Source organism: Luteibacter aegosomatis (assembly GCF_023078455.1).
GTDB classification, from domain to species: domain Bacteria; phylum Pseudomonadota; class Gammaproteobacteria; order Xanthomonadales; family Rhodanobacteraceae; genus Luteibacter; species Luteibacter aegosomatis.
In genome coordinates, this window is sequence record NZ_CP095740.1 from 1,675,097 (window position 1) to 1,697,669 (window position 22,573).

Here is a 22,573-nt window from a genome sequence, read left to right on the forward strand (position 1 = left end):
TTAATCCCTCACGCCTTCGCGCCTACGGCGCTGCGCGCTGCGCTTGCCTCCGGGGGAAAGCCCTGCGGGCTATCCCAGCCGCGCGATGCTTGGCGCCCCTCGATGCAGCCGAACCGGCATGTGCCGGATCGGCCCGGCCAGCGCCCCGCCGCAATGGGCGGGGCTTGTGGGGCTACGCCCTAGCTTGCTGCCGCAGGTTGCACGAAAGCATGCCGTCCTCGACGCTGGCGGTTCGTCGCCTGGTCGTCACGAAGGACGGTTCACCGACACGCCGCCCAGCCCTGCAATGGAGCTTCCACGCCACGCCTCATGCAAGAGGCCACCTGCAACGTCAGGGGCGCTTTCACCTTGTCGCTGGGTGTTGTCCTGGCTCGTGTCAGGGCGCAGGCCGGTGAAGCCGTCGCGCGGGGATGCCGAGTCGGCCATGTCTCCATTCGGGAGCGGGCGGCCAGTACGTCCTTGTGTTGTTGTGAATCCTGGCGGTGGCACGGCTGCGCCTTGGGCTTCATGGCCGCAACCTTGCAGCGAAAACAATTTCCCCCTGCGCTGCGCGCATTCCTCGCGGGACAAATTCTTTTCGCTTCCAGGTTCTCCACGGTGTTGCGACCGCTGCGCGGTGCGGCCAGCCCATCCCCCGCCGGACGGATTACAACAAGGACGCACTGGCGCGACCTTGTTCAACCCGAAAGGAGAAATCATCATGGCTAACATCGGCACCTTCACCGCAGACAAAGATGGCTACACCGGCACGCTTCGTACCCTGACGCTCAACGTCAACGTCAAGGTCAAGCTGGTTCCCAACGACAAAGGCAGCAGCGAGAATGCCCCTGACTTCCGCCTGCAGGCCGCCAGTCACAACATCGGCGCGGCGTGGAAGAAGACCAGCGAGGCCGGACGCGAATACCTGTCCGTGACGCTCGACGATCCTTCGTTCCCGGCGCCGATCTATGCCCGCCTGATCGAAGGCGAGAGCGGCACGCACGATCTGATCTGGTCGCGCACCAAACCGCAGGCGGCATAACCGCCGCAGCGCCCCGCCCATCGCGGCGGGGCATTTCCTGCATCTGACTACGCTTCGATAGCCCGAAGACGGCTTTCGGCCTCGGCCATCAGCACTGTCGTGCTGCATTCGAGTGCGCCTGCGATCTTGAAGATGAGCGACAGCGTGGGCTGGTGCTCGCCACGCTCGACCTTGCCCATATGGGAACGCTCGACGCCTGCTAGATTGGCCAGCGTTTCCTGCGCGATGCCGCGCTCCGTGCGCAGCGCACGCACCGCCGCGCCGAAGGCCTGGGCCAGTTCGGCGTCAAAGGTGGTGGTGCCGGCCGGTCGGCCGCGCTGGACGGTACGCTTCTGCATAGACAGAAGCGTCGATCTACAGCACAATTAAAACCACGTTATATTTAACTCATTCATTCGTTTCACCTGTTTTGTGTCTTTACTGAAATCCGCATCGGCGGCTTTCTTCAAAAGCGGAGAACCTGATTCGTGCCTTTCCTGACTTCCGCACATGCGCCTGTGTGTCTTTGCGCTTCTGTGGCAGTGTGGGTTTGCGCATCTGCGCTTGCGTGGGAAGGCAGGCAAGCGGCAATGCGGATTCGGGTATTGGTAAGAACACAGCCATGACGATGCTCATCACCGACGACGACCGCATCCGCTTGCTGGCCAATGGCCAAGCCTGCGCTGACGGGCAAGAAACCGATCCACTGCCGGTTGTTCGCTTGTTCACGCCAGATGCGCACCTGACCTGGCTGCTGGCCGCGCTTGACCCCGCAGACGGTGACACCGCTCATGGCCTGATCTACCTGGGGCTAGGCATGCCTGCCCTGGGCACGGTGAAGCTGTCCGATTTGGCATCCATCGTCGGCCCACGCAAGCAGCCCGTGATGCGTGATCGCTACTTCCAGTCGATGCGGCGATTGTCGGAATATCTGCGGCTGGCCGAGGAAAACGGCTCTATTCCAGACTGAATAGCCACAGCGAAGCCGGGCACATTCAGTTTATTTTGGTCTGGTCTGTGACCTGTACGGTCTGAATCGGCACTCTTGCACCGAAGCGGTGCGAGTCTGCTGCAAACAGTCATGATCTTTGGCGCGGGCTGCGGCACGGTATCCGATGCCGCGCACCATTTTCGGGTTGCGCGGGTCGTCGCATTCGGACGAACCACGCAACGCTTTGGAGCCAATCGGTCTTGACACTGCCAGTTTACCCGCCATCCATGACGGTTTACCGATGACGCCGTAGTTTGCCTTCTTCACGCCCGTGGCGACGTTCCTGCTGTCCGACAGGAGGTTGCGTCATGGCAGACCCGAGCGCCGAACACCACGAGCATTGGTATCCGACCGCCGCGTATCTTTACACGCTGCATCTCAATGGCCCAGCCCTGGCCTGGGAGTACCTGCGCCGCAATCCTGATTACCGGCTCGACTGGCTGCGCCGTCGCCGCAGGCCAGATGCTGCCGAGCGCTGGGGGCTACGCCTGCTGGAAGACCCGGCGCTGGATGCGCGGGACGCGCACCCGACCTGGTTTCCCGATCACGACGCCGTGGTGCAGCTCTACCCAGACGCCGACCCGCCGCCCGATGCGATGGTGTTCGAGTTCTGGCGAATTCCAGGCACCAAACATCTGATCCACGATGGCAAGCGTCTGGTGCTGATGGCGCGATGGCCGGGGTGCTGCCTGCGCTTCGCGCTCGGGCCGGGCCTAGAGGACGGCATGGCCTACCTCTACGCCACCCGCGCCTGCGCCACGCCCTGCGCGCGCTATCGCACGCTGGCGGCCGAGCTGGACGCCCTGGCCGCCGCCACGGTTGGCGTGCCTGCGGCGACGGCCCGTTCCCGGCCCACATCCGCCGCGGTGCTGGAGTTGCACACCTTGCAGGCGCTCGACGCGACCATGGCGGGTGCATCCTTGCGCGAAGTGGCCGAAGGGCTGTTCGGTGTGGATGCCATCGTGGCTGACTGGCACAAGGACAGCGCCTTGCGTGCCCGCGTGCGGCGGTTGATACGGCGTGGCGAGGCGCTGATGCTCGGCGGCTATCGCAGCCTGGCACAGCTTCCGCCAGTTGCATCGTAGTAAGGGGGACGTTTTGCGCACCCTGCAATTCGTCCCTTAGCAAGAAGCCTGAATTTCTTGAAAGTGCCTCTATCCGGCCGCGTGGTGTGGCCGGGCTTGATGGAGGTACTTCCCATGCGTCCTGCTCCCTTGCGGCCTGCCGCCGCTGCTGTCGCTGCGCCCGCGCAGCCCCAACGCTATCTCACCAACGACGAAGCCGCCGACTACCTGCGCCTGTCGCCGCGCACGCTGGAGAAACAGCGCGTGATGGGCGGCGGCCCGAAGTTCCGTAAGTTCGGCCGCCGTGTCATGTACGCAGTATCCGACCTCGATGCCTGGGCCGATGCGCGCAGTTTCGATGCCACGTCCGACCCGGAGTACGCCGAGCGCCATGTGGGTGACTACCGTGATCGCCGCTGATCGACGGCTCGACGGTGGCCACCGCCATGTCCAGCCCATCGCTGCCCCTGCGGCAGCGACCAGTGCAGCAGCGCGAACAGCTCGGCCTGTTCCGTGCGCTGCCGGGCGACATGGCGCCGCGCGACAGCCAGGACTTGATGGCCTATCCGTTCTTCTCGCTGGGCAAGTCCAAGCGGGTCAAGCCCATCGACTTCCGCGCGGGAAACGTGACGATCCGCGTGGAAGGCACCCAGGAACACGGCATCGCCACGATCTGGGATGCCGACATCCTGATCTGGGCCGCCTCGCAGATCGTCGAAGCAAAGGATGCGGGCTTACCCACGTCGCGGCTGATGCGCGCGACACCCTACGAGATCCTGCGCTTCATCGGGCGGGGCAAGTCGCTGCGCGACTACCAACGCCTCAAAGCGGCACTGGATCGCCTGCAATCGACCACGGTGGCCACGTCCATCCGCGAAACCACGGGAAGGCGATTGCATCGCTTCTCGTGGATCAACGAGTGGAAGGAACTGGCCGATGCCAGCGGCACGCCGCTGGGCATCGAGCTGATCCTGCCGGACTGGTTCTACGCGGGCGTGGTGGACGCCGCCCTGGTACTGACCATCGACCCGACGTACTTCCGGCTCACTGGCGGCATCGAGCGGTGGCTGTACCGCCTGGTGCGCAAGCACGCCGGCCGGCAGGAGCACGGCTGGCAGTTCGACTTCCAGCACCTGTACCGCAAGTCGGGCAGCGTGGCGCGCTTCTACGACTTCGCCGCCGACCTGCGCGCCCTGGTGGCGCGGCAGTCGCTGCCCGGCTACGTCCTCGGCATCGAGCGGATGCCTGGCGAGAAAACCGAACTGCTGATCTTCCGGCCCGTGCCGCCCACGGCACGGGGATAAGTCTGGGAAAACCTGTTAATTCACTCGTGCTATCAGGCAACAGGAGGCTCGTGCTATCAGGCAACAAATCCTCGTGCTATCAGGCAACAAAATCGGCCGCAAAGCCGCGCCAGCATTGGGTTTTCGCGTCCCTTAACTTCCCTAACAGTAAATACATAACTTTTAGTAGAAGCGCGCCGTTTCGGTGGACAGCCACCCAACGGCACCAAACGCAGGAGCGAAAGACCGGCCTTCCAGCAAGGAGGGCCGCACCATGATCCTCGCTCTGCTCAACCAGAAAGGCGGTGTCGGCAAGACCACGCTCGCCACCCACATCGCGGGCGAGCTGGCGATGCGCGGCCAGCATGTCGTCCTGCTGGATGCCGACCCGCAGGGTTCATCGCTGGACTGGACGCAGCGCCGCAGCCAGCAAGGCTTGCCACGGCTGTTCAGCGCCGTGGGCCTGGCCCGCGAAACGCTGCATCAGGAAGCGCCAGAACTCGTCAGGCGGGCCGATCACGTCGTCATTGATGGGCCACCGCGCATCGCCGCCCTGGCGCGCTCCGCGCTGCTGGCGGCCGAGCGCGTGCTGATCCCCGTGCAGCCCAGCCCCTACGACCTCTGGGCCAGCTCGGAAATGGTTTCGCTGATCCGCGAGGCGCAGGTGTTCCGTCCGCTGCTCCGCGCAGCCTTCGTCATCAACCGGCGCGTCAGCACCACCATCATCGGGCGCGAGGCGCGGCAATCGCTGGCCGAACAGCCGCTGCCCGCGCTGCGTTCGGAAGTGCGTCAGCGCATCGTGTTCGCCGACAGCGTCGCCGCTGGCCGGCTCGCACGCGAGACGGCGCCCGACAGCGCCGCCGCCCGCGAAATCACGGCCCTGGTGGACGAACTGCTGCGGTGGCCGACATGACAGCCAAGCAGCCACCACGCGGCAAGCGCGTCGGCATCGGCGCACGTTCGCCCGCGAATCCGCACGCCGAGGCGTGGATTCGCCAGGGCGATGCCGATGCGCCGGGCAAGGGCGACCTCTACACCGCGCGCCTGACCCTCGACATCACGCCCGCCATGCGGGCGCGCATCAAGGTGTCTGCCTTCACGCAAGGCGTGACCGTGGCCGACCTGCTGCGCGGCCTGCTGGAGCGGGAGTTTCCCGAGAACCACAGGGAGAACACACCATGACGGCATCCGCTTCGCCTGCCGCTGGCGCGGCCAAGGCTGCGCCACAGCCATCATTCATCGTGCCTTCCGGCCAATCCGCCAGCGCGCCGCTGACGCGCGTGGCGCTGGCCTACATCGAGTCCCGTTTCAAGCTCTATCTGCGCTTCGGAGAACCGGCGCGCACGCTGCGGCTCGACCGCTGGCGACGCTGCGCGGTGTTCCTGCCGGGCGCGATGCTCTGCCGTATCCGCTGGCAGGCCAACGACTATGGCACGATCCGCTGGCAGCTCATGGTGATGCAGGTTTGCACGCCACTGGACGCCATACAGCGCATTCCCGGCGTGCAGCCGGGCGCGCGCCTGCTGCTGCACGCTGAAGGCGATGCCAACGTGCGCGCCGTGCTGGAACGCATCGACGCCATCGAGGCGCTGGGCATCGCCGCCATCGACGTGTCGCCCGCGTACTGGCGCACGCTGGGCAATCGTCTTGCGGCTCGCCTTGCGCTGCCCGAATACACCGCCGAGCGGCACGCCGCCTGGCTGGCCGGGAAGGTGCTGCCATGACAGCCCCGACCACCACGGCCAACGCGCCCGCCGTGACGCCGCGTCCTCGCTCACTCCTGCGCGCTCGCATCGTCGTGGCGACACTGGCTGCCATCGGCTTCGCTGCGCTGGCCTGGGCGGCTTTCGTGTCGCCGCTGCCGCGTCTGACCTACAACCCGTCCGACAGCGTGGTGGTCGGCTGGTATCGCATCGACCCGTTCGATCCGCGCACCGCCTCGCTGCCACGTCCGTTGTTCGTGGACAGCATCGTGCTGGTGCCGCTTCCGGCCACGGCCGCCGCGCTCGCTGCGCAGCGCGGCTACCTGCCGACGCGCGTGCCGCTGCTCAAACGTGTGGGCGCGGTCGCGCCGCAACACGTCTGCATCGTCGCCGGTCAGGTACGCATCGACGGCGTGCCTTCGGCCGCCGTGCTGCCTGCCGACCGGCTGGGCCGGGCGCTGCCGTCCTTGCAGCTTTGCCGCCGCCTTGAACCGGGCGAACTGTTCCTGTTGAGCGTGACGAATCCGGCATCGTTCGACAGCCGCTATTTCGGCCCGGTCAGCGCATCCGCCGTGATCGGCGTTGCGCGTCCGATCTGGCTGGAGTCACGCCCATGATGGCCGCCGATTCGCTGCACGTTGCCGTGCATCTCATCGTGCCATCGTGCATGTCGTTCCGGCTGCTGTTGCCGTGTCGTCGCGCATGCAGTGCGAGCGCATCCGCGCCGCACTTCGCACTGTCTCCGGCGCAGCCGTCCTACGTGCAGGCGTCTTGCCTCGAACGCGCCCGGCCTGCGGCCATCGCCGCGTTCGCCGGCGCGCTGGCTGCTCACGCAGCAGCGCCGCCGGGCCGCCGGTGCCTGGAGCGACAGCGGAAGGCAAAGGCGGAAGGCAAGACAAAAGGACGCGGCACCGGGCCGCGTCGAAAGCCTGTCTGCACGTGGGGGTGGCGCGGCACGGAGCGGCTTCGCCGCCGTGCCGCGTTCGGCGCGCGAGTCGCGCCAATGCAGGCATGTCCGCGTGCTTCGCACGACCGGACACGCCAGAGCTTGCAGGGAGAACGGCCATGACTGACCGCTGCGACGAAGATTTCCGGGTGCGCCCCAGCGCCCCGAAGAACCGGGGCAAGGGCCAGGGCCAGAGCTTCGTTTCCAAGGTGCTCAAGCAGGCCGGCAAAGCCAGCAGCGGCAAGTCGGCGGTGCGCCGTCCTGGGGCGGCCGGCACCGGCCAGCGGCCTGGCTCGCGCCTGGGTCGCGGCCATACGGCGGCGCGCTTTGCCGGGGCGAAGCTAACGCCCATGTCGCGGCGCGTGACCATCAAGACCTTGCTGGTCAATCACCAACGGGCCAGTCCGCAATCGCTCGCCAAGCACCTGCGCTACGTCGAACGCGATGGCGTGGGCCGCGACGGCGAGCCGGGCCAAGCCTACGGGCCGCAGACCGACACCGCCGACCTCGATGCCTTCAAGGAACGCTGCGCCGATGACCGCCACCATTTCCGCTTCATCGTTTCGCCGGAGGACGGGGCCGAACTGGACGACCTGCGCACCTACGCCCGGCATCTGGTGGATCGCATGGAAGCTGACCTGGGCACGCGGCTGGATTGGGTGGCGGTCGATCACTGGAACACCGACAACCCGCATACCCACCTGATCGTGCGCGGGCACGACGACACCGGCAAAGACCTCATCATCGCGGGCGACTACATTGCCCACGGCTTTCGCCATCGCGCCGCCGAACTGGCGACGGAGTGGCTGGGGCCGCGCACCGAACTGGAGATCCAGCAGACCTTGGGGCACGAGGTGGAACAAGAGCGCTGGACTAGCCTGGATCGCACCTTGCAGCGCGAGGCCGGCGACGACGGCCGAGTGTGGGTCGAACGCTTCAACGAACCGCACTTGCAGCGCCAGCGCCTGCTGCTGATCGGCCGCCTGCAACGCTTGCAGCGCTTGGGCCTGGCCGACGAGACGCAGCCCGGCTCCTGGGCCATCCATGCCGATGCCGAGAAGACCTTGCGCGCCTTGGGCGAGCGTGGCGACATCATCCGCACCATGCAGCGGGCCATGAGCGGCCAGCCGCGCGAGCTGGCGGTGTTCGAGCCGGGCGACGACGGCCGCACCATCGTCGGCCGCGTGGCTGCCAAGGGGCTGGCCGACGAGCTGCACGACCGCGGCTATCTGGTCATCGACGGCGTGGACGGGAAGGCCCACTACGTCGCACTGAACGCCCGTGACGAGCTGGCGAACTACCCCACGGGCGCGGTAGTGGAAGTGAAGGGTTCGGCCGACATGCGCGCCGCCGACAAGAACATCGCCGCGCTGGCGAGCGATGGTCTGTACCGCGCCGATCACCACCTGGCCATCGAACAGGGCCGGGCCAAGCCCGGACGCGACCCGCAGGAGGTTGTTGCCGCCCACGTCCGGCGGCTGGAAGCGTTGCGCCGGGCTGGCATCGTGGAGCGTGTGGCAGAGGGGCTATGGAAGGTGCCGGACGACCTGGCCGAGCGTGGCCGTCAGTACGATGCGCAGCGCTTGGGCGGCGTGGCTGTGGAACTGAAATCGCACCTGCCCATCGAGCGGCAGACCCGCGTGATAGGCGCTACATGGCTCGACCAGAAACTGATCGGCGGCGGCCGCGGGCTGGGCGACCTGGGCTTCGGTGGCGATGCCAAGCAGGCGATGCAGCAGCGCGCCGACTTCCTGGCCGAACAGGGACTGGCCGAGCGGCGCGGGCAGCGCGTGATGCTCGCCCGGAACCTGCTGGGTACGCTGCGCAATCGGGAACTGGCGCAGGTGGCGAAGAACATTGCCGCCGAAACCGGTCTGGCGCATCGGCCAGTGGCCGACGGGCAGCGCGTGGCCGGCATCTACCGGCGCAGTGTCATGCTCGCCAGTGGGCGTTACGCCATGCTTGACGACGGCATGGGATTCAGCCTTGTGCCGTGGAAGCCGATGATCGAACAGCGGCTGGGGCACCAGGTCGCCGCGACGGTGCGCGGTAGGGGCGTATCATGGGAATTCGGACGCCAAAGAGGGGCCAGTATCTCTTGAAGTGCCGCTTGAGGTCAGAAATACGGTGACACCGGGCATGTCAGACAAGAGTCCTCAAAGATATCCGGCAGATTCTGACGATTCACTCCGAAGTCACGACTCACATTGAGGCCAAGCCCTTAAGGATACGGAGGCTTGACCTGGATGTGATGCTGCATTACAGAGTGTAGCCACCGTCGGCCAAGAAGTCCGCACCGGTCACAAAGGAGCTTTCGTCCGAGATCAGGTACCTCGCCAGTGACGCGATGTCCCCCGGGGAGCCCAGGCGGTTGAGGACAGCGTCCTTGGCCGCCTGCCGATTCATCTCCGGCGGGTTGGCGGCGAGGATGCTGGTATCGATGAAACCGGGCAGAATCGCATTGACGCGGATGCCGTATGGACCGAGTTCCGCGGCGGCCGTTTTGGTCAAGCCGCGTATCGCCCACTTGGTACCGTTGTAGGCGATACACCCACGGATGCCACGGATGCCGCAGATCGACGAGGTGTTGACGATCGCTCCGCCTCCCACCTTCTTCATCTCGGCAGCAGCGTACTTCATGCCGAGAAAGGTGCCTTTCTGATTGACGGCGACCTGCCTATCGAAGGCCTCCTCGGTCGTCTCTTCCAGCGAACCTGGCCGGTAGATGCCAGCATTGTTGATCAGTCCATCCAGGCGGCCGAAGCGCTCAATGGCAGCAGCGATTGCTCGCTCCCAATCCGACGCGGAGGAAACATCGTGGCGGACAAAAATTGCGTGGCCACCAAATGCTTCGGCTGCCGATGTGCCGTTGACCTCGTCTAGGTCGGTGAAGACGACGTTCGCACCCGACTGCGCGAGCAGATCGGCTTCCGCTCGTCCGATGCCATTGGCGGCACCAGTAACAATAATGGTCTTGCCTTGTATAGAGGTCATGATTTGGATTTCCTTGCTGCAGCCGTGCCCGAACCACAGGCGACTCGGACACGGCAGAAGATATAGGCGAGATGTTCGTTACCGGTCTCAGGAAGTACTAGCTGCCGACCACAGATCGACCGGGCCTAGCCTGTCGGCACCCTGGGTATTCAACATCCAGCCCGGGTACTCGGGTGGAAGTGCGCTGACTTCATCGAGCTGGCGCAACTCATCCTCGGTCAGAATTAGGTCGATAGCTGCGAGGTTGTCCTGGAGTTGGTCCAGGCGCTTGGCCCCCATAATCACCGAGGTGACGACTGGCCGGGATAGCAGCCACGCCAAGGCGACGCGCGCCGGGCTGCAACCGTGGGCTTGTGCGATAGGCAGCAGAACGTCAATGATGTTCCAGGCGCGATCTCGATTGACGATCGGGAAGTCGAACTCAGAGCGACGCGAATCGCCAGGCTTCTGATTGTTGCGAGTGAATTTGCCCGAGAGTAAGCCGCCAGCAAGCGGGCTCCATACCAGCAGGCCCATCTTTTCCGCTTCCAGCAGTGGGCCGAGCTCCCGTTCGAGGTCTCGTCCGGCCAGCGAATAGTAGGCCTGCAACGTTTCGAAGCGCGCCAGATTCCGATGTTCAGAGGTTCCCAGCGAACGAGCGATCTTCCAGGCTTGCCAGTTCGAGACGCCGATGTAGCGGACTTTGCCTTGCCGAACCAGGTCATCAAGGGCGCGCAGCGTTTCCTCCACCGGCGTCACCGTGTCGTTGGCGTGAATCTGGTACAGGTCGATATGATCGGTCTGCAGGCGTTTCAGGCTCGCCTCCACGGCGTCCATGATGTGCCCACGCGACGCGCCCACGTCGTTGCGGCCTTCTCCCATTCGACTGTACACCTTGGTCGCGAGAACGAAATCTTTGCGTGCGATGCCAAGATTTTTGAAGGCCTGACCAAGCACCTGTTCGCTGACGCCGGCGGAGTAGACATCGGCGGTATCGAAGAAGTTGACGCCTGCGTCCAGCGCGGCCTTGACGAGATCGTCGGCGTCTTGCTGTCCCGCGGCGCCGATGTGCTTGTAGATCCCGCTACCGTCACCGAACGTCATGGTGCCGAGACACAGTTGGGAAACGAGAAGGCCGGTGTTGCCTAGAGTCTTGTATTTCATGATGGATCTCCAATAGGAATGAAGTGGATGAAAAAGCTCCCCGTAGGGTGGGATTTCTTACGGGTACGTCACGTGTCCGATCTCGCAGTCGGGGAAACGGCGACGCAGCTTTGTCGCCTCCTGCGCCGAGAAGCCGCCGCAAAGTTCGACAACCTGCGTACCTGCACCGGCAAGGTCTTCGATGGCAGCCAGCGCTTCGTCAAAGTCCTCCACACCGATGAATTTCGCGTCGAATGCCGGCGATTTCATGTGTGCTTTGTGCGTGCTCCGGCGGTAGCCGGGTGCCTTGATGATGAAGGCGTACTTGGTCTGGTCCATATCCGAAACTCCAAAGGTGTAGGCAGTTACAGGTCGACTTGGAATTGCTTCCAAAGCGTCATGCGGTCTCGCAAATCGAAGCGCTCCCCGTCGGCAGTGAACGTGCCGTCGCCGTGGTGATGCAGGAAGCGGCGTTCCTTGCGCGAATCGTTGGACCAGGCGGCAACGGCTTCGAGGATGAAGAGCTGGTACTTGTCGACCAGTGTGTCGTCGTGCACGACGCATTCGATGTTGTAGAGGCAGTCGCTCAATAGCGGAGCTTTGATCTTGGCCGGCTTGGAGGTGGCCAAGCCGAAGTGCTCGAACTTGTCCACTTCCGCGCCGCTGCAGTTGCCGACGTCAACGACGGTGCGTGCCAGGTCGGCACCGGGCACCGCGAGAACGCATTCGCCGGTCTCGCGGAGCGTGCCGAAGCTGTGGTCCCAAGGGCCGATGACGCATCCGATCAACGGTGGCGCGTGCTGAACCATCATGTGGAAACCCATGGTCATGATGTTGGGGCGTGCGCCATCGTTCGTGCAGACCATGACGATGGGGCCGGATTCAAGTATCCGGTAGGTCTTGGACGCTTCGATCCGGCGCATCATGGTTCCCTGCTCAGGCCGTTGCTGCTTGCGCTTGCCACGCCGCCGTCTCTTCGCCGCCGTCCGCTGCGGGGATCGGGAAGAGTTGTGCTAGGTGTTCGCGAAGTCGCACGATGTCCTCGGCCACATGCGGGTCCTTGATGACATTGAAGGACGAGAAGGAAGGGAGGACCTCTGCGCCGCAGAACCGGTAGTTGGCGGTGTTGGCAACCATGACGTCATCGACGGACTTTCCCTTGAAGAGGTACTGACCTTCATCGTCGAAAGCGGCGCGCGGGGCATTCCAGGTCAAGGACAGCATGTACTTCTTGCCCTGCATCAGGCCGCCAGTGCCGTACTGCTTGGAGGGGTCGCCCAGGACACGACCATCGTTCACGATCAGAACTTTCTGCAGCAGTCCTGCCGTAAATATCTCGTCGGCATACTTCTTGTAGATCCAAGGGGCGCCAAACCAGTGGATCGGGGTCTGCAGGATGACTACGTCCGCCCACAGATGCTTTTCGACTTCTTCTTGTACGACGTAGCCCTGCTCGATATTCGTCGTTCGGACTTCGTAGCCCCTACACTCCAACTCTTCTTGGATTATGCTGGCCATCGTCTTATTGAGCTCTCCCTTGGAGAATCCCTCATACAACTGAAATGCGTTAATAACTAAGGCGTGCTTCATAACAATCCTCGATAGATGTATTAGTCGAACCGGAGCGTGCGCTGGAGACGCATCACCATTAGTCGTCCAAGTGGACTCGACATGTGATGCCTCCAACCCCAGGAGCCGTGTCTACTATCGGGTAAAGCAGCCAAGTTGAGCTGTCTGTTCTTCCATAGTTAGTGCATAAAAATCCGAATTTTGACCCAACAGATAGGTCAGTGCGAGCAAGCCAGTGAAGACTATCCTCTGCCAAGAGCGTCAGGTACGCCTCTTAAGACAGATTCGGACTTTTATGCATCATTAATCCCTGATCGTGCAGCTCGGTGGATGTGGTGGAGAAGATAATCAACCAGCTCGCCCGCGAGTGCGGCCAGCAGCGAAACTGCCGCACGATGACCATTGCGACTTGCATCGCTTTTATCCATCCGCTTAGAGGATCATCATGAGTAAGAACGAGAAAACATGGCTTGTCACCGGCGCTTCAAAGGGCATCGGTCTGGCGCTTGTGCGCGAGCTTCTGAAAAGCGGCGCCAACGTGGTCGCTACGTCGCGTACATTGACCTCGCTCGTCGATCTGATTGGGCCTGCATCCGATACGTTTTTGCCCGTACAAGTCGATCTCATCGATGAGCGCAGCGTGCAGGCTTGTGTCGCTCAAGCCATCGCCCAATTCGGGCGAATTGATGTGGTCGTCAACAACGCAGGCTATGGTCTGCAGGGCACCATAGAGGGGATATCCGACGAAGAACTGCGTCGTAACTTTGAAGTGAACGTCTTTGCACCAGCCCATGTCCTCCGCCACGTGTTGCCTCATATGCGTCAGCAATGCAGCGGACACGTCTTCAATGTCGGTTCGATTGCCGGCTTTCAGGGCGGGTATGCAGGGTGGGGAATCTACGCGGCTACCAAATTCGCACTTGCAGGACTTACGGAAGCTCTCGCGGCCGAAGTCGCGGAATTCGGTATCAAGGCAACCTTGGTCTATCCGGGGCCTGTTCGTACCGAGTTCCTGTCGTCCGGTTCGCTAGTAGTCGCACAGCACAGCATCCGGGAATATACCGCCGCACAAACATTGCTCGACGTGCATCTGGATGAAATGGCCGGGAAGCAAGCGGGCGACCCGAACAAGCTCGCTTCTTTGATCATCCAAGCCGCAGGTGCGGCTGAGCCCCCCCTGCATCTGTTCGCGGGAAAGATTGCAAACGATCTTGCATTCCAGAAATTGGCAGCAGTGGAAAAGGATCTAACGGCCTGGCGCGAAGTATCTGACGCAACTGATTTCCCTGATTAAGTGCGGTGCATACGGGGGGCGGGCAGGCCTATTGGCCAGTCAAAGGGGAATATGCCCATCCCAAAGACCGCTGAAGATGCGGCGTTATCTCTAGCGCCAGCCCATCTCCAATTCGGATTATCGTCCGCAGTGTTCTCCCACGACCAAGATCGAGGAGTCCGGTTCGCGCTGGGCGTCGAAGCAGGAATGACGCACATCAACGATCATAGTGTTGACGATTCACGCTCAGGCCGCCTTTGGCGGCGAAAAGAACAGTGGTCTTGGGCGCTTCGGTGGTGAGTGGATTCTCCATGAACTAACACGAGACCACTGGGTCACGATCCTGCACAACAAGGGAACTTACCCGTTCCGACAGGTGATTCGGTCTATAGGGACTTCCTGAAGTCCGCTGGCAGACCTGATGTATAGATGGCGGCAACCACGGATAGATCCGCAGGGTGCTGCCGTTATCGAACCCGCCGCAGCCCCTCGCGGCGGGTATTTTTTTCACACAGTCTCCGCAGACACACGTGTGCTTTTGACCGACCACGCCAGCTTATGCGGATTGTAGACCGCGTACCGCAACGTGAGCGCCAGCGGCGTTGCGGGCCAGCGGTCATCCCCCGCCCGTACCTTCCAGACTTGCTGATACGGCACGAAGGCCGTCCCAACCGGGCAGGCCGCGCGGGTTGCCATATTTGAGCGTGCTGACGTGCTGGGCACTTCTCGGCAGAGGTTCTCCTATCTAGATTTCATTTCGTCAGAAATGACTTACTCAAGACGCATCAGGGCCGCTTGCACCCCAAGCATGTTCAGTCGAAAGAAGAAAAGATCGTCTTGGATATCGAGAAGCCGCTTGTTAAGAAAATCAATAACAGTGTTTTATCCGACGGGCTAATTTTTTCCGTCTCCACTTGGCGTAGCCTCTCGTTCAAGGCTCATCGATCATCCGAAACGCCCAATTTTTTGCTTTTACTTAATCTACACTGGAACGGCGTCATGCATATCAATCGCATCTGTAAAATCCTCGGAATCAAAAAGCCGGTTATTCAGGCTCCTCTCTCTTGGCTGACTGACGCGCGTTTAGTCGCGGCTGTTGGTAATGCTGGTGGCCTGGGAGTTCTTGGCCCCAACGCAGGGCTAACTGCCGAGACCGCAGTATCGACACCGGAGGAGACCGCCGAAAAGATGCGCGACGAAATCAGAAAAACAAAAGCGCTCACGGATAAGCCGTTTGGCGTTAACTTGATCCCGACGCCGGAGAACGACATTTGGACTCCGCATATCCTGAAAGTGATGAAGGAAGAGGGTGTCAAAGCGACCCTATACACCGGCTATGGAGAAGGAGCGGTAATTCCCAAATTGTTTGATGAGTTGAAGGAGGCGGGGATCAAAATCATCTACCGCGACCTTAACCCTACGCCAGAAAACACTCGACTCGCCGAGAATGCTGGTGCTGATATTATTGTCGCTACTGGTTTTGACGAAGGTGGTACTCTGCCTGGCACGGCCCTGGGCACCTTCTCTATTGTTCCACTGATCGTCGATGCGGCAAGAGATGTACCCGTGTTGGCCGCCGGTGGAATTTCCGATAAGCGCACGGCGCGGGCAGCGCACGCCTTGGGTGCTAGTGGCGTTTCCGTGGGCTCCGCGTTTATTAGCACCGTGGAAAGCCGCGTTCCTCAATCCGTAAAGGACAAGATTGTCTCTTCCAACGGGCTTGATTTGCTTCTCTTCCGCACAATGCCTGATTACTACCGATCCCTGCCCGGAAAACTGGCGCATAAATTAGTAGAGTTGGATAAAGCGGGCGCCAGCAACGAAGAGCTTGGCAAGCTGATGGGCGGGCTGCGTGGTTTGCGAATTGGTATGCTGGAAGGCAATACTGACGACGGCTATATTTCGCTCGGAACAGGTATTGGAAACATTCGTCGCATCAAGACTGTTGCCGAAGTGGTGGATGAGCTAGCCGTATAACTCATCCGCCTCTTAAGGCGAATTATCCGATCTGACGTTCCGCATTACTGGAGCTGCGAAATTTTCACCCCGTCTTCTACCGCACTCGCTAGGAGGCGGGACAAAGGGGTTTGGATGTTAAGTCATCAAAGGGAGTGCTTCTTGGGAAACCTCAGCAGCGGATGATAGATGCTGCATAGCGTATATAAATCAAACCCTAGTAGCCGCGCCAGTCATCGCTTTGAGCTGGAGACCCTTTCTGCAATGGATGTCGCGAGAACAAGTCTAAGAGTGCCAGGGCGGCTAAGTTTGGCTTTCTATCCAAGTATCGTCGATGCTCACAAATCTCTCCACTAGCCATTCGAAGAAAATTTGAATGTGAGGTGCTAAATGGCTGCGTGTCGGATAGATAAGCGATATAGGGCGGGGCGCAGGTTTAATATCCTCAAGAATCGAAACTAGTGCCCCACTGGCAAGATGTTCATCGACGGCTACGCCGGGGGCTTGGATAATGCCGAATCCCGCTAAACCACACCGAATATACGCTTTCGACTCGTTGGCGCTTATGCTTCCACGGCCGGTATAGGTACGATCTTCTCCATTAATGCTGAAGTGCCATGGCAACGGGCGGTTGCTCATACCAGACACGAAACTTACGCTTCGATGGCTCGGAAGATCCTCGATTGAACTAGGGCTTCCGAACTCCGCAAGGTAGCTTGGCGACGCACAAGTCACCATCACCGCGTTGCCGATCTTCCGCGCCACCATGCTGGAGTCTCGTAGATCGCCGATCCTTAATGCGCAGTCCACCCCTTCAGAAATCAAATCGACCGCACGGTCAGTGACCCCCAGGATGAGCTCAATACCAGGGTGAATTTTGTGAAATTGCATTAATAAATCTATGAACTTCTGCTGTGCGAGTGCGGCAGATATGTTTAAGCGCACCCTACCTGTGGGCGGTGCTCCGGAAGTACCGAACATCGTCGAAATCTCTGATACGCTTCGAAGAATCTCTTCGGCTCGTTGGTAAAAACTCTCGCCCTCTTGGGTGAGGCTGACCTTTCTTGTCGTTCTCTGGAAAAGTCGGACGCCAAGCTTCGCTTCAAGCTCTTGAATGGCAACCGTCACTTGAGGGCGACCAATTTCCATCGCATCGGAGACCTTTGTGAAACTTCCGAGCTCTGCCAATTTCGAGAACACACGCATTAATTGAATAAATTCCATCCATCTCTCGCTTTTTTCTAGAACGAAACAAGGTGATCTGCGTCACTCTATTCCATTAGATTGCTGGAACTGATCCATCTCGCGGTATCGACTCCTGCATTTGCCGATCGAATCTGGTGTTACCTCACGCCTTCATGATCTCAACCAACGCTCTAAGCCCCGCTGATTGATGTTTGCGGCTGGGGAAATAGAGAAACACGCTTTCGTCGACGGTGCACCAATCTTCGAGGCAGCGGCGCAGTCGGCCATCGTGCAGATACGGCGCGGCGCGATCCTCCCAAATGTATGCGAGGCCCAGCCCCCTTGCCGCCGCATCCGCCATCAATTCCTGGCTATCGACCGTCAGGGGACCAGCGACCTCGACCTTCACTATCTCGCCGTCCCTGGCGAACTCCCAGTTGAAGGTGGTCCCGCTCGGAAAAGCATATCGAATGCAATCATGGCCATGCAGATCGTGAGGTGCCATGGGAGGTGGCTTCCTCTCGAAGTAGCTTGGTGAACCGACGACGGTAAATCGGAACTTTGGTTTGATTCGCACCGCGATCATGTCCTGCGACAGACGCTCACCGAAGCGAATACCTGCATCGAAACCTTCCTGCACGATATCGACTAGTGCGTCGGTGGCAACGACTTCCAGCTTCAGCCCAGAGTTGGCGGCCAAGAGTTCCATTGCATCCCCCAACACATAGGGCGCGATCGAGTTTGGAACATTTAACCTGATAGTGCCAAACGGTGTGGCACGGAACGAGTTCAACCCATCCAGGGCGCTCCGCATGTCAGCTAGTGCTGGCTGCAACCGGGCATGCAGCGCTTCGCCCGCTTCCGTCAGAGACACGCTACGCGTGGTGCGATGAAAAAGACGCACGCCCACGCGGCCCTCGAGGCTGCGTATCGAATGACTTACCGCCGAAGCGGACGTCCCCCGTTCCGTAGCTGCTTGGCGGAAGCTCAGGTGCCTTGCGACTGACGCAAATACGGCCAACTCGGCGAGTTCTGCGTTCTCCATTGTTGAGCCTCATTCATCATCGTAACAAGTATTGGCTACTTTATCATATCAATCGAACGCTCCAGAATACCGTCAAAGAAAGGAGAAGGAATCCTGTATTTCGCTTCTTAACGGTCTAACCATTTGAATCTGGAGAAAAAAATGAGCATTCAAATCTCGCCCCGGACGCTTTCCGGGAAGGTCGCGTTGATCACCGGTGCAAGTTCCGGCATCGGCCGAGCTACCGCCATCGAGCTCGCTCGCCGTGGTGCCAAAGTGGTCGTCAGTGCGCGCCGTCATCCTGAAATCGAAGCGCTCGCCGCCGAGATCCGGAACGAAGGTGGTGAAGTGACGGCCGCTGTTGCCGACATCAACATCGAGCAGGACGTGATTGATCTGGTCGCCAAGACGATCTCGGCCTATGGCCGGATCGACGTCGCTTTCAACAATGCTGGTACCGAAGGCGAGTTCACACCGTTCGTGGAGCAGTCGAACGAGGTCTACGACACGATCTTCAATGCCAACGTCCGTGGCGTCTTCTGGTCGATGAAGCACGAGGCGAAGGCCATGCTGGCTCAAGGCGGCGGCACCATCATCAATAACGCGTCGATGGGCGGCGTGATCGGCTTTGCCAACGCCGGTCTCTACATCGCCAGCAAGCATGCAGTACTAGGGCTGACCAAGACCGCATCGATCGAACTGTTCAAGCAAGGTGTGCGCGTCAACGCCGTTAATCCCGGAATCATCGACACGCCGTTCCAGGACCGCATCTGGCCGAGCACTGAAGCGAAGGACGCTTTCGCGGCCTCGACCGTCCCCGGTCGGGCAGGCTTGCCGGAAGAGGTGGCGACCGTGGTGGCGTTCCTTGCTTCCGATGATGCGTCGTTCGTGTCGGGCCACGGCCTGCTGGTCGACGCCGGTTATTCGATCGCCTGATCGAAGACGACCTGCCAGACATCCGACGGTGCTTATCCCGATTACAACGTCATCCCGTTCCGGGATAAGCCGCTGAATACACAAACCTTTTAGGAGAATCTGATGAATCACTTCAAGAAGTACATCCTGGGCGCTTTCGTCGCCGCAACGGCAATCATTTCGTCGCAAAGCGCGTTGGCCCTTGATATCAAGGCAGGGCCTACCGGCGAAGTTGCCCTCGTCGTCAACTTCGACGTGAAGCCGGGCGCCGAAGCTGAGTTCGAGAAGGTTTTCCAGCGCTCAGTCACTTGCTCCCGCCTAGAGCCTGGCAACGTGACTTTCAATGTCCATAAGGTCCTCGGCGCCGAGCGTAGCTATGTTCTCTACGAAATCTGGCGCAACAAGGAGGCTCTGGACAGCCACTTCGAGCGTCCCTATACCAAGGCGCTCTTTGCGATGTTCGAGCGGAACCTGGCGCGTCCGCTCACGGAAGGCGCGGGCGGCCTGCACTTCGTCGCCGACCTCGCCCCGGCGCCGCGCCCAGCGCCCGTGACGACGGACCCCACCTCGGTCGCCGATTGCCGTTGAGCGCAGGGGCGAGCGCAAACGCGAGTGCTGGATATGCCCACGCGCTTTGCCCTGACTAAGGGCTGCAGGATGCCGCTACCTGGTCGGCCCGCAGCGTAACTCCCCTGATTCGGAAGAAAATCATGACCGCACAATCCACCCTCACCACGCCGGCGCCGGCATACGGCGTACAACTCACGCTCATCGCATTTATTCGGGCCAAGCCTGGTCTCGGTGACGAACTGGGACGCCGTCTCGGCGCCCTGGTCGAACCCTCGCGTGCCGAGGCTGGCAACATCAATTACGACCTGCATCGTTCGAATGACGATCCGGATGTCTGGGTGCTTTACGAAAACTGGAAGGCAGAAGCCGATCTGACGTTGCATTTCGAGCAGCCCTACATGAAGGCATTCGTCGCGGCACTTCCCGAAGTGCTGGAAGGTGAAATGGATCTGCGCCGTTGCTCAATGGTCACCAATATCGCCGGATAACCAGCGCAACTTAAAACCTCATTAAAAAGGATCGGAAAAGTGAAGCTCTTTGAACCTGTTGCGCTGCGCGACGTGACACTGCGCAACCGTTTGGTCGTTTCCCCGATGTGCCAATACTCGGCGCAGGGGGGTTATGTTAACGATCATCACCTCATCAATCTCGGGCGATTCGCCATGGGGGGCTTTGGCCTGATCATGGTCGAAGCGACGGCGATCGTTCCCGAGGGCCGTATCACCCATGGCGATCTCGGCCTCTGGTCGGACGATCACATCCCCGGCCTGCGGCGCATTGCGGAGGCGCTCAAGATGTACGGTGCCGTGGCAGGCATCCAGATCGCGCATGCCGGACCGAAGGCGGCCAGCCAGCGACCTTGGCAAGGTAACGGCGCCCTCGATGACAGCGACTTCCAGCGCGGCGAGCAGCCGTGGCCGGTGGTCTCTGCCTCCAACAAGCCGTATGCCGATGGCTGGTTAAAGCCTACGGCTTTGACAAGCGCAACAATGGCCGAGGTTAAACAGGCTTTCGTCGACGCGGCGCGACGTGCCGACGCAGCCGGCTTCGATGTGATCGAGGTGCATTGCGCGCACGGCTACCTGCTCAACAGTTTTCTGTCGCCCGTGACCAACGATCGAAAGGATGAGTACGGCGGCGACCTCGAAGGCAGAATGCGTTTTCCCTTGGAGGTCGTACAGGCAGTGCGGGCGATCTGGCCGCAGGATAAGCCGCTCTTCGTGCGGGTCTCTGCCGTCGATGGCCTACGTGAGGGCATGTCTATCGAGGACACGATAGTCTTCGCCCATCGTCTCAAAGCGCTCAGCGTGGACATCGTCGACTGCTCGTCGGGAGGTATCGCCCCGCGCTACGAGTACCCGTCGAGCTATGGCTACCAGGTTCCCTATGCTCAGAAGGTGCGCAGCGAAGTAGGCATCGGCACCGCTGCGGTCGGTCTGATCGTCAATGGTCGTCAAGCGGAAGCTATCGTGGAAAGCGGCCAGGCAGATCTTGTCGCGATCGGCCGAGAGGCGCTGGCCGATCCGAACTTCGCTCTACATGCCGAAGCCGAACTTGGCACTGTTGATCCCAAAGCCCCATTTGCCTCGTGGCCCACACAGGTTGCCTGGTGGCTTCAGGGGCGGTCGGTACAGATCCAGACATTCAGTGGGCGGTCGTGAACAACGGCATGAGCGCACCACGGCCGAGGCGAGTACTACCTTGCGAAGTATCGTGGCTGCGCTGCCGTCCCGTCGATTGCATGAAACGTTCCTAGACGGACACCGCATTCGTCCGGGAGCGGATCATGTCCACTCGGTCTATCTGGTGCGTGAAGTCTTTGAGCACTTTTCGCGCGCTCCTTTCGGGAACTGCGCTTGATCAATCCCTGGCGCCCAGGCACGGCCTGACTAGTCATCTAAGGCGCCACACATCTTTAAGGATACAGATATGGAGTACGTGAAATTCGGAAGGACGGGAATGGATGTGTCGCGCTTGGTGCTCGGCTGCATGAGCTTTGGCGATGCTTCGCGCGGCGATCACGCCTGGACGCTGGACGAAGCCGCCAGTCGGGAGATCATTAAACAAGCGCTGGAGGCTGGCATAAATTTTCTGGATACGGCGAATGCCTACTCCGACGGTACGTCGGAGGAAATCGTTGGTCGGGCGATCAAGGACTACGCTCGGCGCGACGAGATCGTACTGGCAACGAAGGTATTCATGCGCATGCACGCCGGCCCGAACGGTGCCGGACTGTCACGTAAGGCGATATTCGCGGAGATCGACAACAGCCTGCGACGGCTGGGCACTGATTACGTGGATCTGTACCAGATCCATCGCTGGGATTTCGATACACCGATCGAAGAAACGCTGGAGGCACTGCACGATGTGGTGAAAGCAGGTAAAGCTCGATACATTGGGGCATCTTCCATGGCGACATGGCAATTTGCCAAGGCAATCTACACTTCTCGCCTCAATGGATGGACGCCCTTCGTCAGCATGCAGAATCACCTGAACCTGTTGTACCGCGAGGAGGAGCGCGAAATGCTGCCGTTCTGCCGCGACCAGGAGCTGGCGGTAATCCCATGGAGTCCCTTGGCGCGCGGTCGCCTCACTCGGGCATGGGATGAGACCACCAGTCGACTGGAGACCGACAAGATCGGACGATCACTCTATGTCGAAAGCGACGCTCAGATCGTTGAGAGAGTCGGGGCAATCGCGCAGGCACGCGGAATTCCTCGAGCTCAGGTCGCGCTCGCCTGGCTACTCCAGAAACCGGGTGTCACGGGACCGATCATTGGCGCCACCCGCGCGCAACACTTGGTGGATGCCATCGCTGCGCTGTCGGTGAAACTGACCGATGAAGAGATCAAGGACTTGGAGGCGCCATATACACCTCATGAAGTCAGCGGCATTACGGTGATCAGGTAATTTACGAGCGGGGACGAGACAACTAGCTAAGGACATGAATTCTGCCATCTGGCTACTGTGCGGCCTGT

General features: G+C 60.9%; 26 protein-coding genes. 18 read left to right on the forward strand and 8 right to left on the reverse strand.

What is annotated here, in order from left to right; all coding sequences use genetic code 11:
- Positions 1–700: 700 nt before the first annotated feature.
- Entirely contained in the window at positions 701–1,021 is a 321-nt protein-coding gene (locus L2Y94_RS07785) for a DUF736 domain-containing protein (RefSeq protein WP_247374148.1), read from the forward strand.
- A gap of 47 nt (positions 1,022–1,068) precedes the next feature.
- Here L2Y94_RS07785 and L2Y94_RS07790 read toward each other — a convergent pair whose 3' ends face one another.
- The gene (locus L2Y94_RS07790; RefSeq protein ID WP_247374149.1) at positions 1,069–1,359 is read right to left on the reverse strand and encodes a helix-turn-helix domain-containing protein; all 291 of its coding nucleotides are present in this window, start codon (positions 1,357–1,359) and stop codon (positions 1,069–1,071) included.
- 263 nt (positions 1,360–1,622) lie between these two features.
- Here L2Y94_RS07790 and L2Y94_RS07795 point away from each other — a divergent pair, with 263 nt between their 5' ends.
- The 9 genes from L2Y94_RS07795 to L2Y94_RS07835 all read left to right on the forward strand — a co-directional run bounded on the left by L2Y94_RS07795 (position 1,623) and on the right by L2Y94_RS07835 (position 9,089).
- Positions 1,623–1,970 (forward strand): DUF2958 domain-containing protein, encoded by a 348-nt coding sequence (locus L2Y94_RS07795; RefSeq protein WP_247374150.1) that lies wholly within the window; start codon positions 1,623–1,625, stop codon positions 1,968–1,970.
- Between the two features lie 329 nt (positions 1,971–2,299).
- Positions 2,300–3,076, forward strand: a complete 777-nt coding sequence (locus L2Y94_RS07800; protein ID WP_247374151.1) for a DUF2285 domain-containing protein — start codon at positions 2,300–2,302, stop codon at positions 3,074–3,076.
- Positions 3,077–3,190: 114 nt separating this feature from the next.
- The gene (locus L2Y94_RS07805) at positions 3,191–3,475 is read left to right on the forward strand and encodes a helix-turn-helix transcriptional regulator (RefSeq protein ID WP_247374152.1); all 285 of its coding nucleotides are present in this window, start codon (positions 3,191–3,193) and stop codon (positions 3,473–3,475) included.
- Between the two features lie 26 nt (positions 3,476–3,501).
- Complete coding sequence (locus L2Y94_RS07810) at positions 3,502–4,359, forward strand: replication initiator protein A (RefSeq protein ID WP_247374153.1); 858 nt, start codon at positions 3,502–3,504, stop codon at positions 4,357–4,359.
- 253 nt (positions 4,360–4,612) lie between these two features.
- Positions 4,613–5,251 carry a ParA family partition ATPase gene (gene parA / locus L2Y94_RS07815; RefSeq protein ID WP_247374154.1) on the forward strand — a complete coding sequence of 213 codons (639 nt, stop codon included), beginning with the start codon at positions 4,613–4,615 and terminating at the stop codon, positions 5,249–5,251.
- Positions 5,248–5,520 (forward strand): chromosome partitioning protein ParB, encoded by a 273-nt coding sequence (locus L2Y94_RS07820; RefSeq protein WP_247374156.1) that lies wholly within the window; start codon positions 5,248–5,250, stop codon positions 5,518–5,520. The genes parA and L2Y94_RS07820 overlap by 4 nt, the downstream gene beginning before the upstream one ends.
- On the forward strand, positions 5,517–6,062 hold the full coding sequence (locus tag L2Y94_RS07825) for a DUF2840 domain-containing protein (protein ID WP_247374157.1): 546 nt from the start codon (positions 5,517–5,519) through the stop codon (positions 6,060–6,062). The genes L2Y94_RS07820 and L2Y94_RS07825 overlap by 4 nt, the downstream gene beginning before the upstream one ends.
- Positions 6,059–6,658, forward strand: coding sequence for a S26 family signal peptidase (locus L2Y94_RS07830; RefSeq protein WP_247374158.1), 600 nt, complete (start codon positions 6,059–6,061; stop codon positions 6,656–6,658). The genes L2Y94_RS07825 and L2Y94_RS07830 overlap by 4 nt, the downstream gene beginning before the upstream one ends.
- A gap of 448 nt (positions 6,659–7,106) precedes the next feature.
- The gene (locus L2Y94_RS07835; RefSeq protein WP_247374159.1) at positions 7,107–9,089 is read left to right on the forward strand and encodes a relaxase/mobilization nuclease domain-containing protein; all 1,983 of its coding nucleotides are present in this window, start codon (positions 7,107–7,109) and stop codon (positions 9,087–9,089) included.
- Positions 9,090–9,246: 157 nt separating this feature from the next.
- Here the strand turns inward: L2Y94_RS07835 and L2Y94_RS07840 are convergent, their stop codons facing one another.
- From L2Y94_RS07840 to L2Y94_RS07860, 5 genes are all read right to left on the reverse strand, one after another.
- On the reverse strand, positions 9,247–9,981 hold the full coding sequence (locus L2Y94_RS07840; protein WP_247374160.1) for an SDR family NAD(P)-dependent oxidoreductase: 735 nt from the start codon (positions 9,979–9,981) through the stop codon (positions 9,247–9,249).
- 87 nt (positions 9,982–10,068) lie between these two features.
- The gene (locus L2Y94_RS07845; RefSeq protein WP_247374161.1) at positions 10,069–11,124 is read right to left on the reverse strand and encodes an aldo/keto reductase; all 1,056 of its coding nucleotides are present in this window, start codon (positions 11,122–11,124) and stop codon (positions 10,069–10,071) included.
- A gap of 57 nt (positions 11,125–11,181) precedes the next feature.
- Positions 11,182–11,442 carry a DUF6506 family protein gene (locus L2Y94_RS07850; protein WP_247374162.1) on the reverse strand — a complete coding sequence of 87 codons (261 nt, stop codon included), beginning with the start codon at positions 11,440–11,442 and terminating at the stop codon, positions 11,182–11,184.
- A gap of 26 nt (positions 11,443–11,468) precedes the next feature.
- Positions 11,469–12,029: a flavin reductase family protein gene (locus L2Y94_RS07855; RefSeq protein WP_247374163.1), complete on the reverse strand. Its 561-nt coding sequence runs from the start codon at positions 12,027–12,029 to the stop codon at positions 11,469–11,471.
- 10 nt (positions 12,030–12,039) lie between these two features.
- Complete coding sequence (locus L2Y94_RS07860; RefSeq protein WP_247374164.1) at positions 12,040–12,693, reverse strand: NAD(P)H-dependent oxidoreductase; 654 nt, start codon at positions 12,691–12,693, stop codon at positions 12,040–12,042.
- Between the two features lie 424 nt (positions 12,694–13,117).
- Here L2Y94_RS07860 and L2Y94_RS07865 point away from each other — a divergent pair, with 424 nt between their 5' ends.
- The 3 genes from L2Y94_RS07865 (at position 13,118) to L2Y94_RS07870 (ending at position 15,922) form a co-directional block, all read left to right on the forward strand.
- On the forward strand, positions 13,118–13,966 hold the full coding sequence (locus tag L2Y94_RS07865) for an SDR family NAD(P)-dependent oxidoreductase (RefSeq protein ID WP_247374165.1): 849 nt from the start codon (positions 13,118–13,120) through the stop codon (positions 13,964–13,966).
- A gap of 51 nt (positions 13,967–14,017) precedes the next feature.
- The gene (locus L2Y94_RS21405) at positions 14,018–14,245 is read left to right on the forward strand and encodes an aldehyde dehydrogenase family protein (protein WP_425602444.1); all 228 of its coding nucleotides are present in this window, start codon (positions 14,018–14,020) and stop codon (positions 14,243–14,245) included.
- 537 nt (positions 14,246–14,782) lie between these two features.
- Positions 14,783–15,922: an NAD(P)H-dependent flavin oxidoreductase gene (locus L2Y94_RS07870; RefSeq protein WP_247374166.1), complete on the forward strand. Its 1,140-nt coding sequence runs from the start codon at positions 14,783–14,785 to the stop codon at positions 15,920–15,922.
- A gap of 282 nt (positions 15,923–16,204) precedes the next feature.
- On the opposite strand, the gene L2Y94_RS07875 is transcribed toward L2Y94_RS07870, so the two are convergent.
- Both L2Y94_RS07875 and L2Y94_RS07880 read right to left on the reverse strand, forming a co-directional pair.
- Positions 16,205–17,125, reverse strand: coding sequence for a LysR family transcriptional regulator (locus L2Y94_RS07875; protein ID WP_247374167.1), 921 nt, complete (start codon positions 17,123–17,125; stop codon positions 16,205–16,207).
- Between the two features lie 124 nt (positions 17,126–17,249).
- Positions 17,250–18,131: a LysR family transcriptional regulator gene (locus L2Y94_RS07880; RefSeq protein WP_247374168.1), complete on the reverse strand. Its 882-nt coding sequence runs from the start codon at positions 18,129–18,131 to the stop codon at positions 17,250–17,252.
- 141 nt (positions 18,132–18,272) lie between these two features.
- Between L2Y94_RS07880 and L2Y94_RS07885 the strand changes: the two genes are divergently transcribed.
- The 5 genes from L2Y94_RS07885 (at position 18,273) to L2Y94_RS07905 (ending at position 22,505) form a co-directional block, all read left to right on the forward strand.
- Complete coding sequence (locus L2Y94_RS07885; RefSeq protein WP_247374169.1) at positions 18,273–19,046, forward strand: SDR family NAD(P)-dependent oxidoreductase; 774 nt, start codon at positions 18,273–18,275, stop codon at positions 19,044–19,046.
- Positions 19,047–19,148: 102 nt separating this feature from the next.
- On the forward strand, positions 19,149–19,613 hold the full coding sequence (locus L2Y94_RS07890; RefSeq protein WP_247374170.1) for a putative quinol monooxygenase: 465 nt from the start codon (positions 19,149–19,151) through the stop codon (positions 19,611–19,613).
- 122 nt (positions 19,614–19,735) lie between these two features.
- Positions 19,736–20,083: a putative quinol monooxygenase gene (locus L2Y94_RS07895; protein ID WP_247374171.1), complete on the forward strand. Its 348-nt coding sequence runs from the start codon at positions 19,736–19,738 to the stop codon at positions 20,081–20,083.
- A 39-nt stretch (positions 20,084–20,122) separates the two neighbouring features.
- Positions 20,123–21,256, forward strand: a complete 1,134-nt coding sequence (locus L2Y94_RS07900) for an NADH:flavin oxidoreductase/NADH oxidase (protein ID WP_247374172.1) — start codon at positions 20,123–20,125, stop codon at positions 21,254–21,256.
- Positions 21,257–21,524: 268 nt separating this feature from the next.
- Entirely contained in the window at positions 21,525–22,505 is a 981-nt protein-coding gene (locus L2Y94_RS07905; RefSeq protein WP_247374173.1) for an aldo/keto reductase, read from the forward strand.
- Positions 22,506–22,573: the final 68 nt, after the last annotated feature.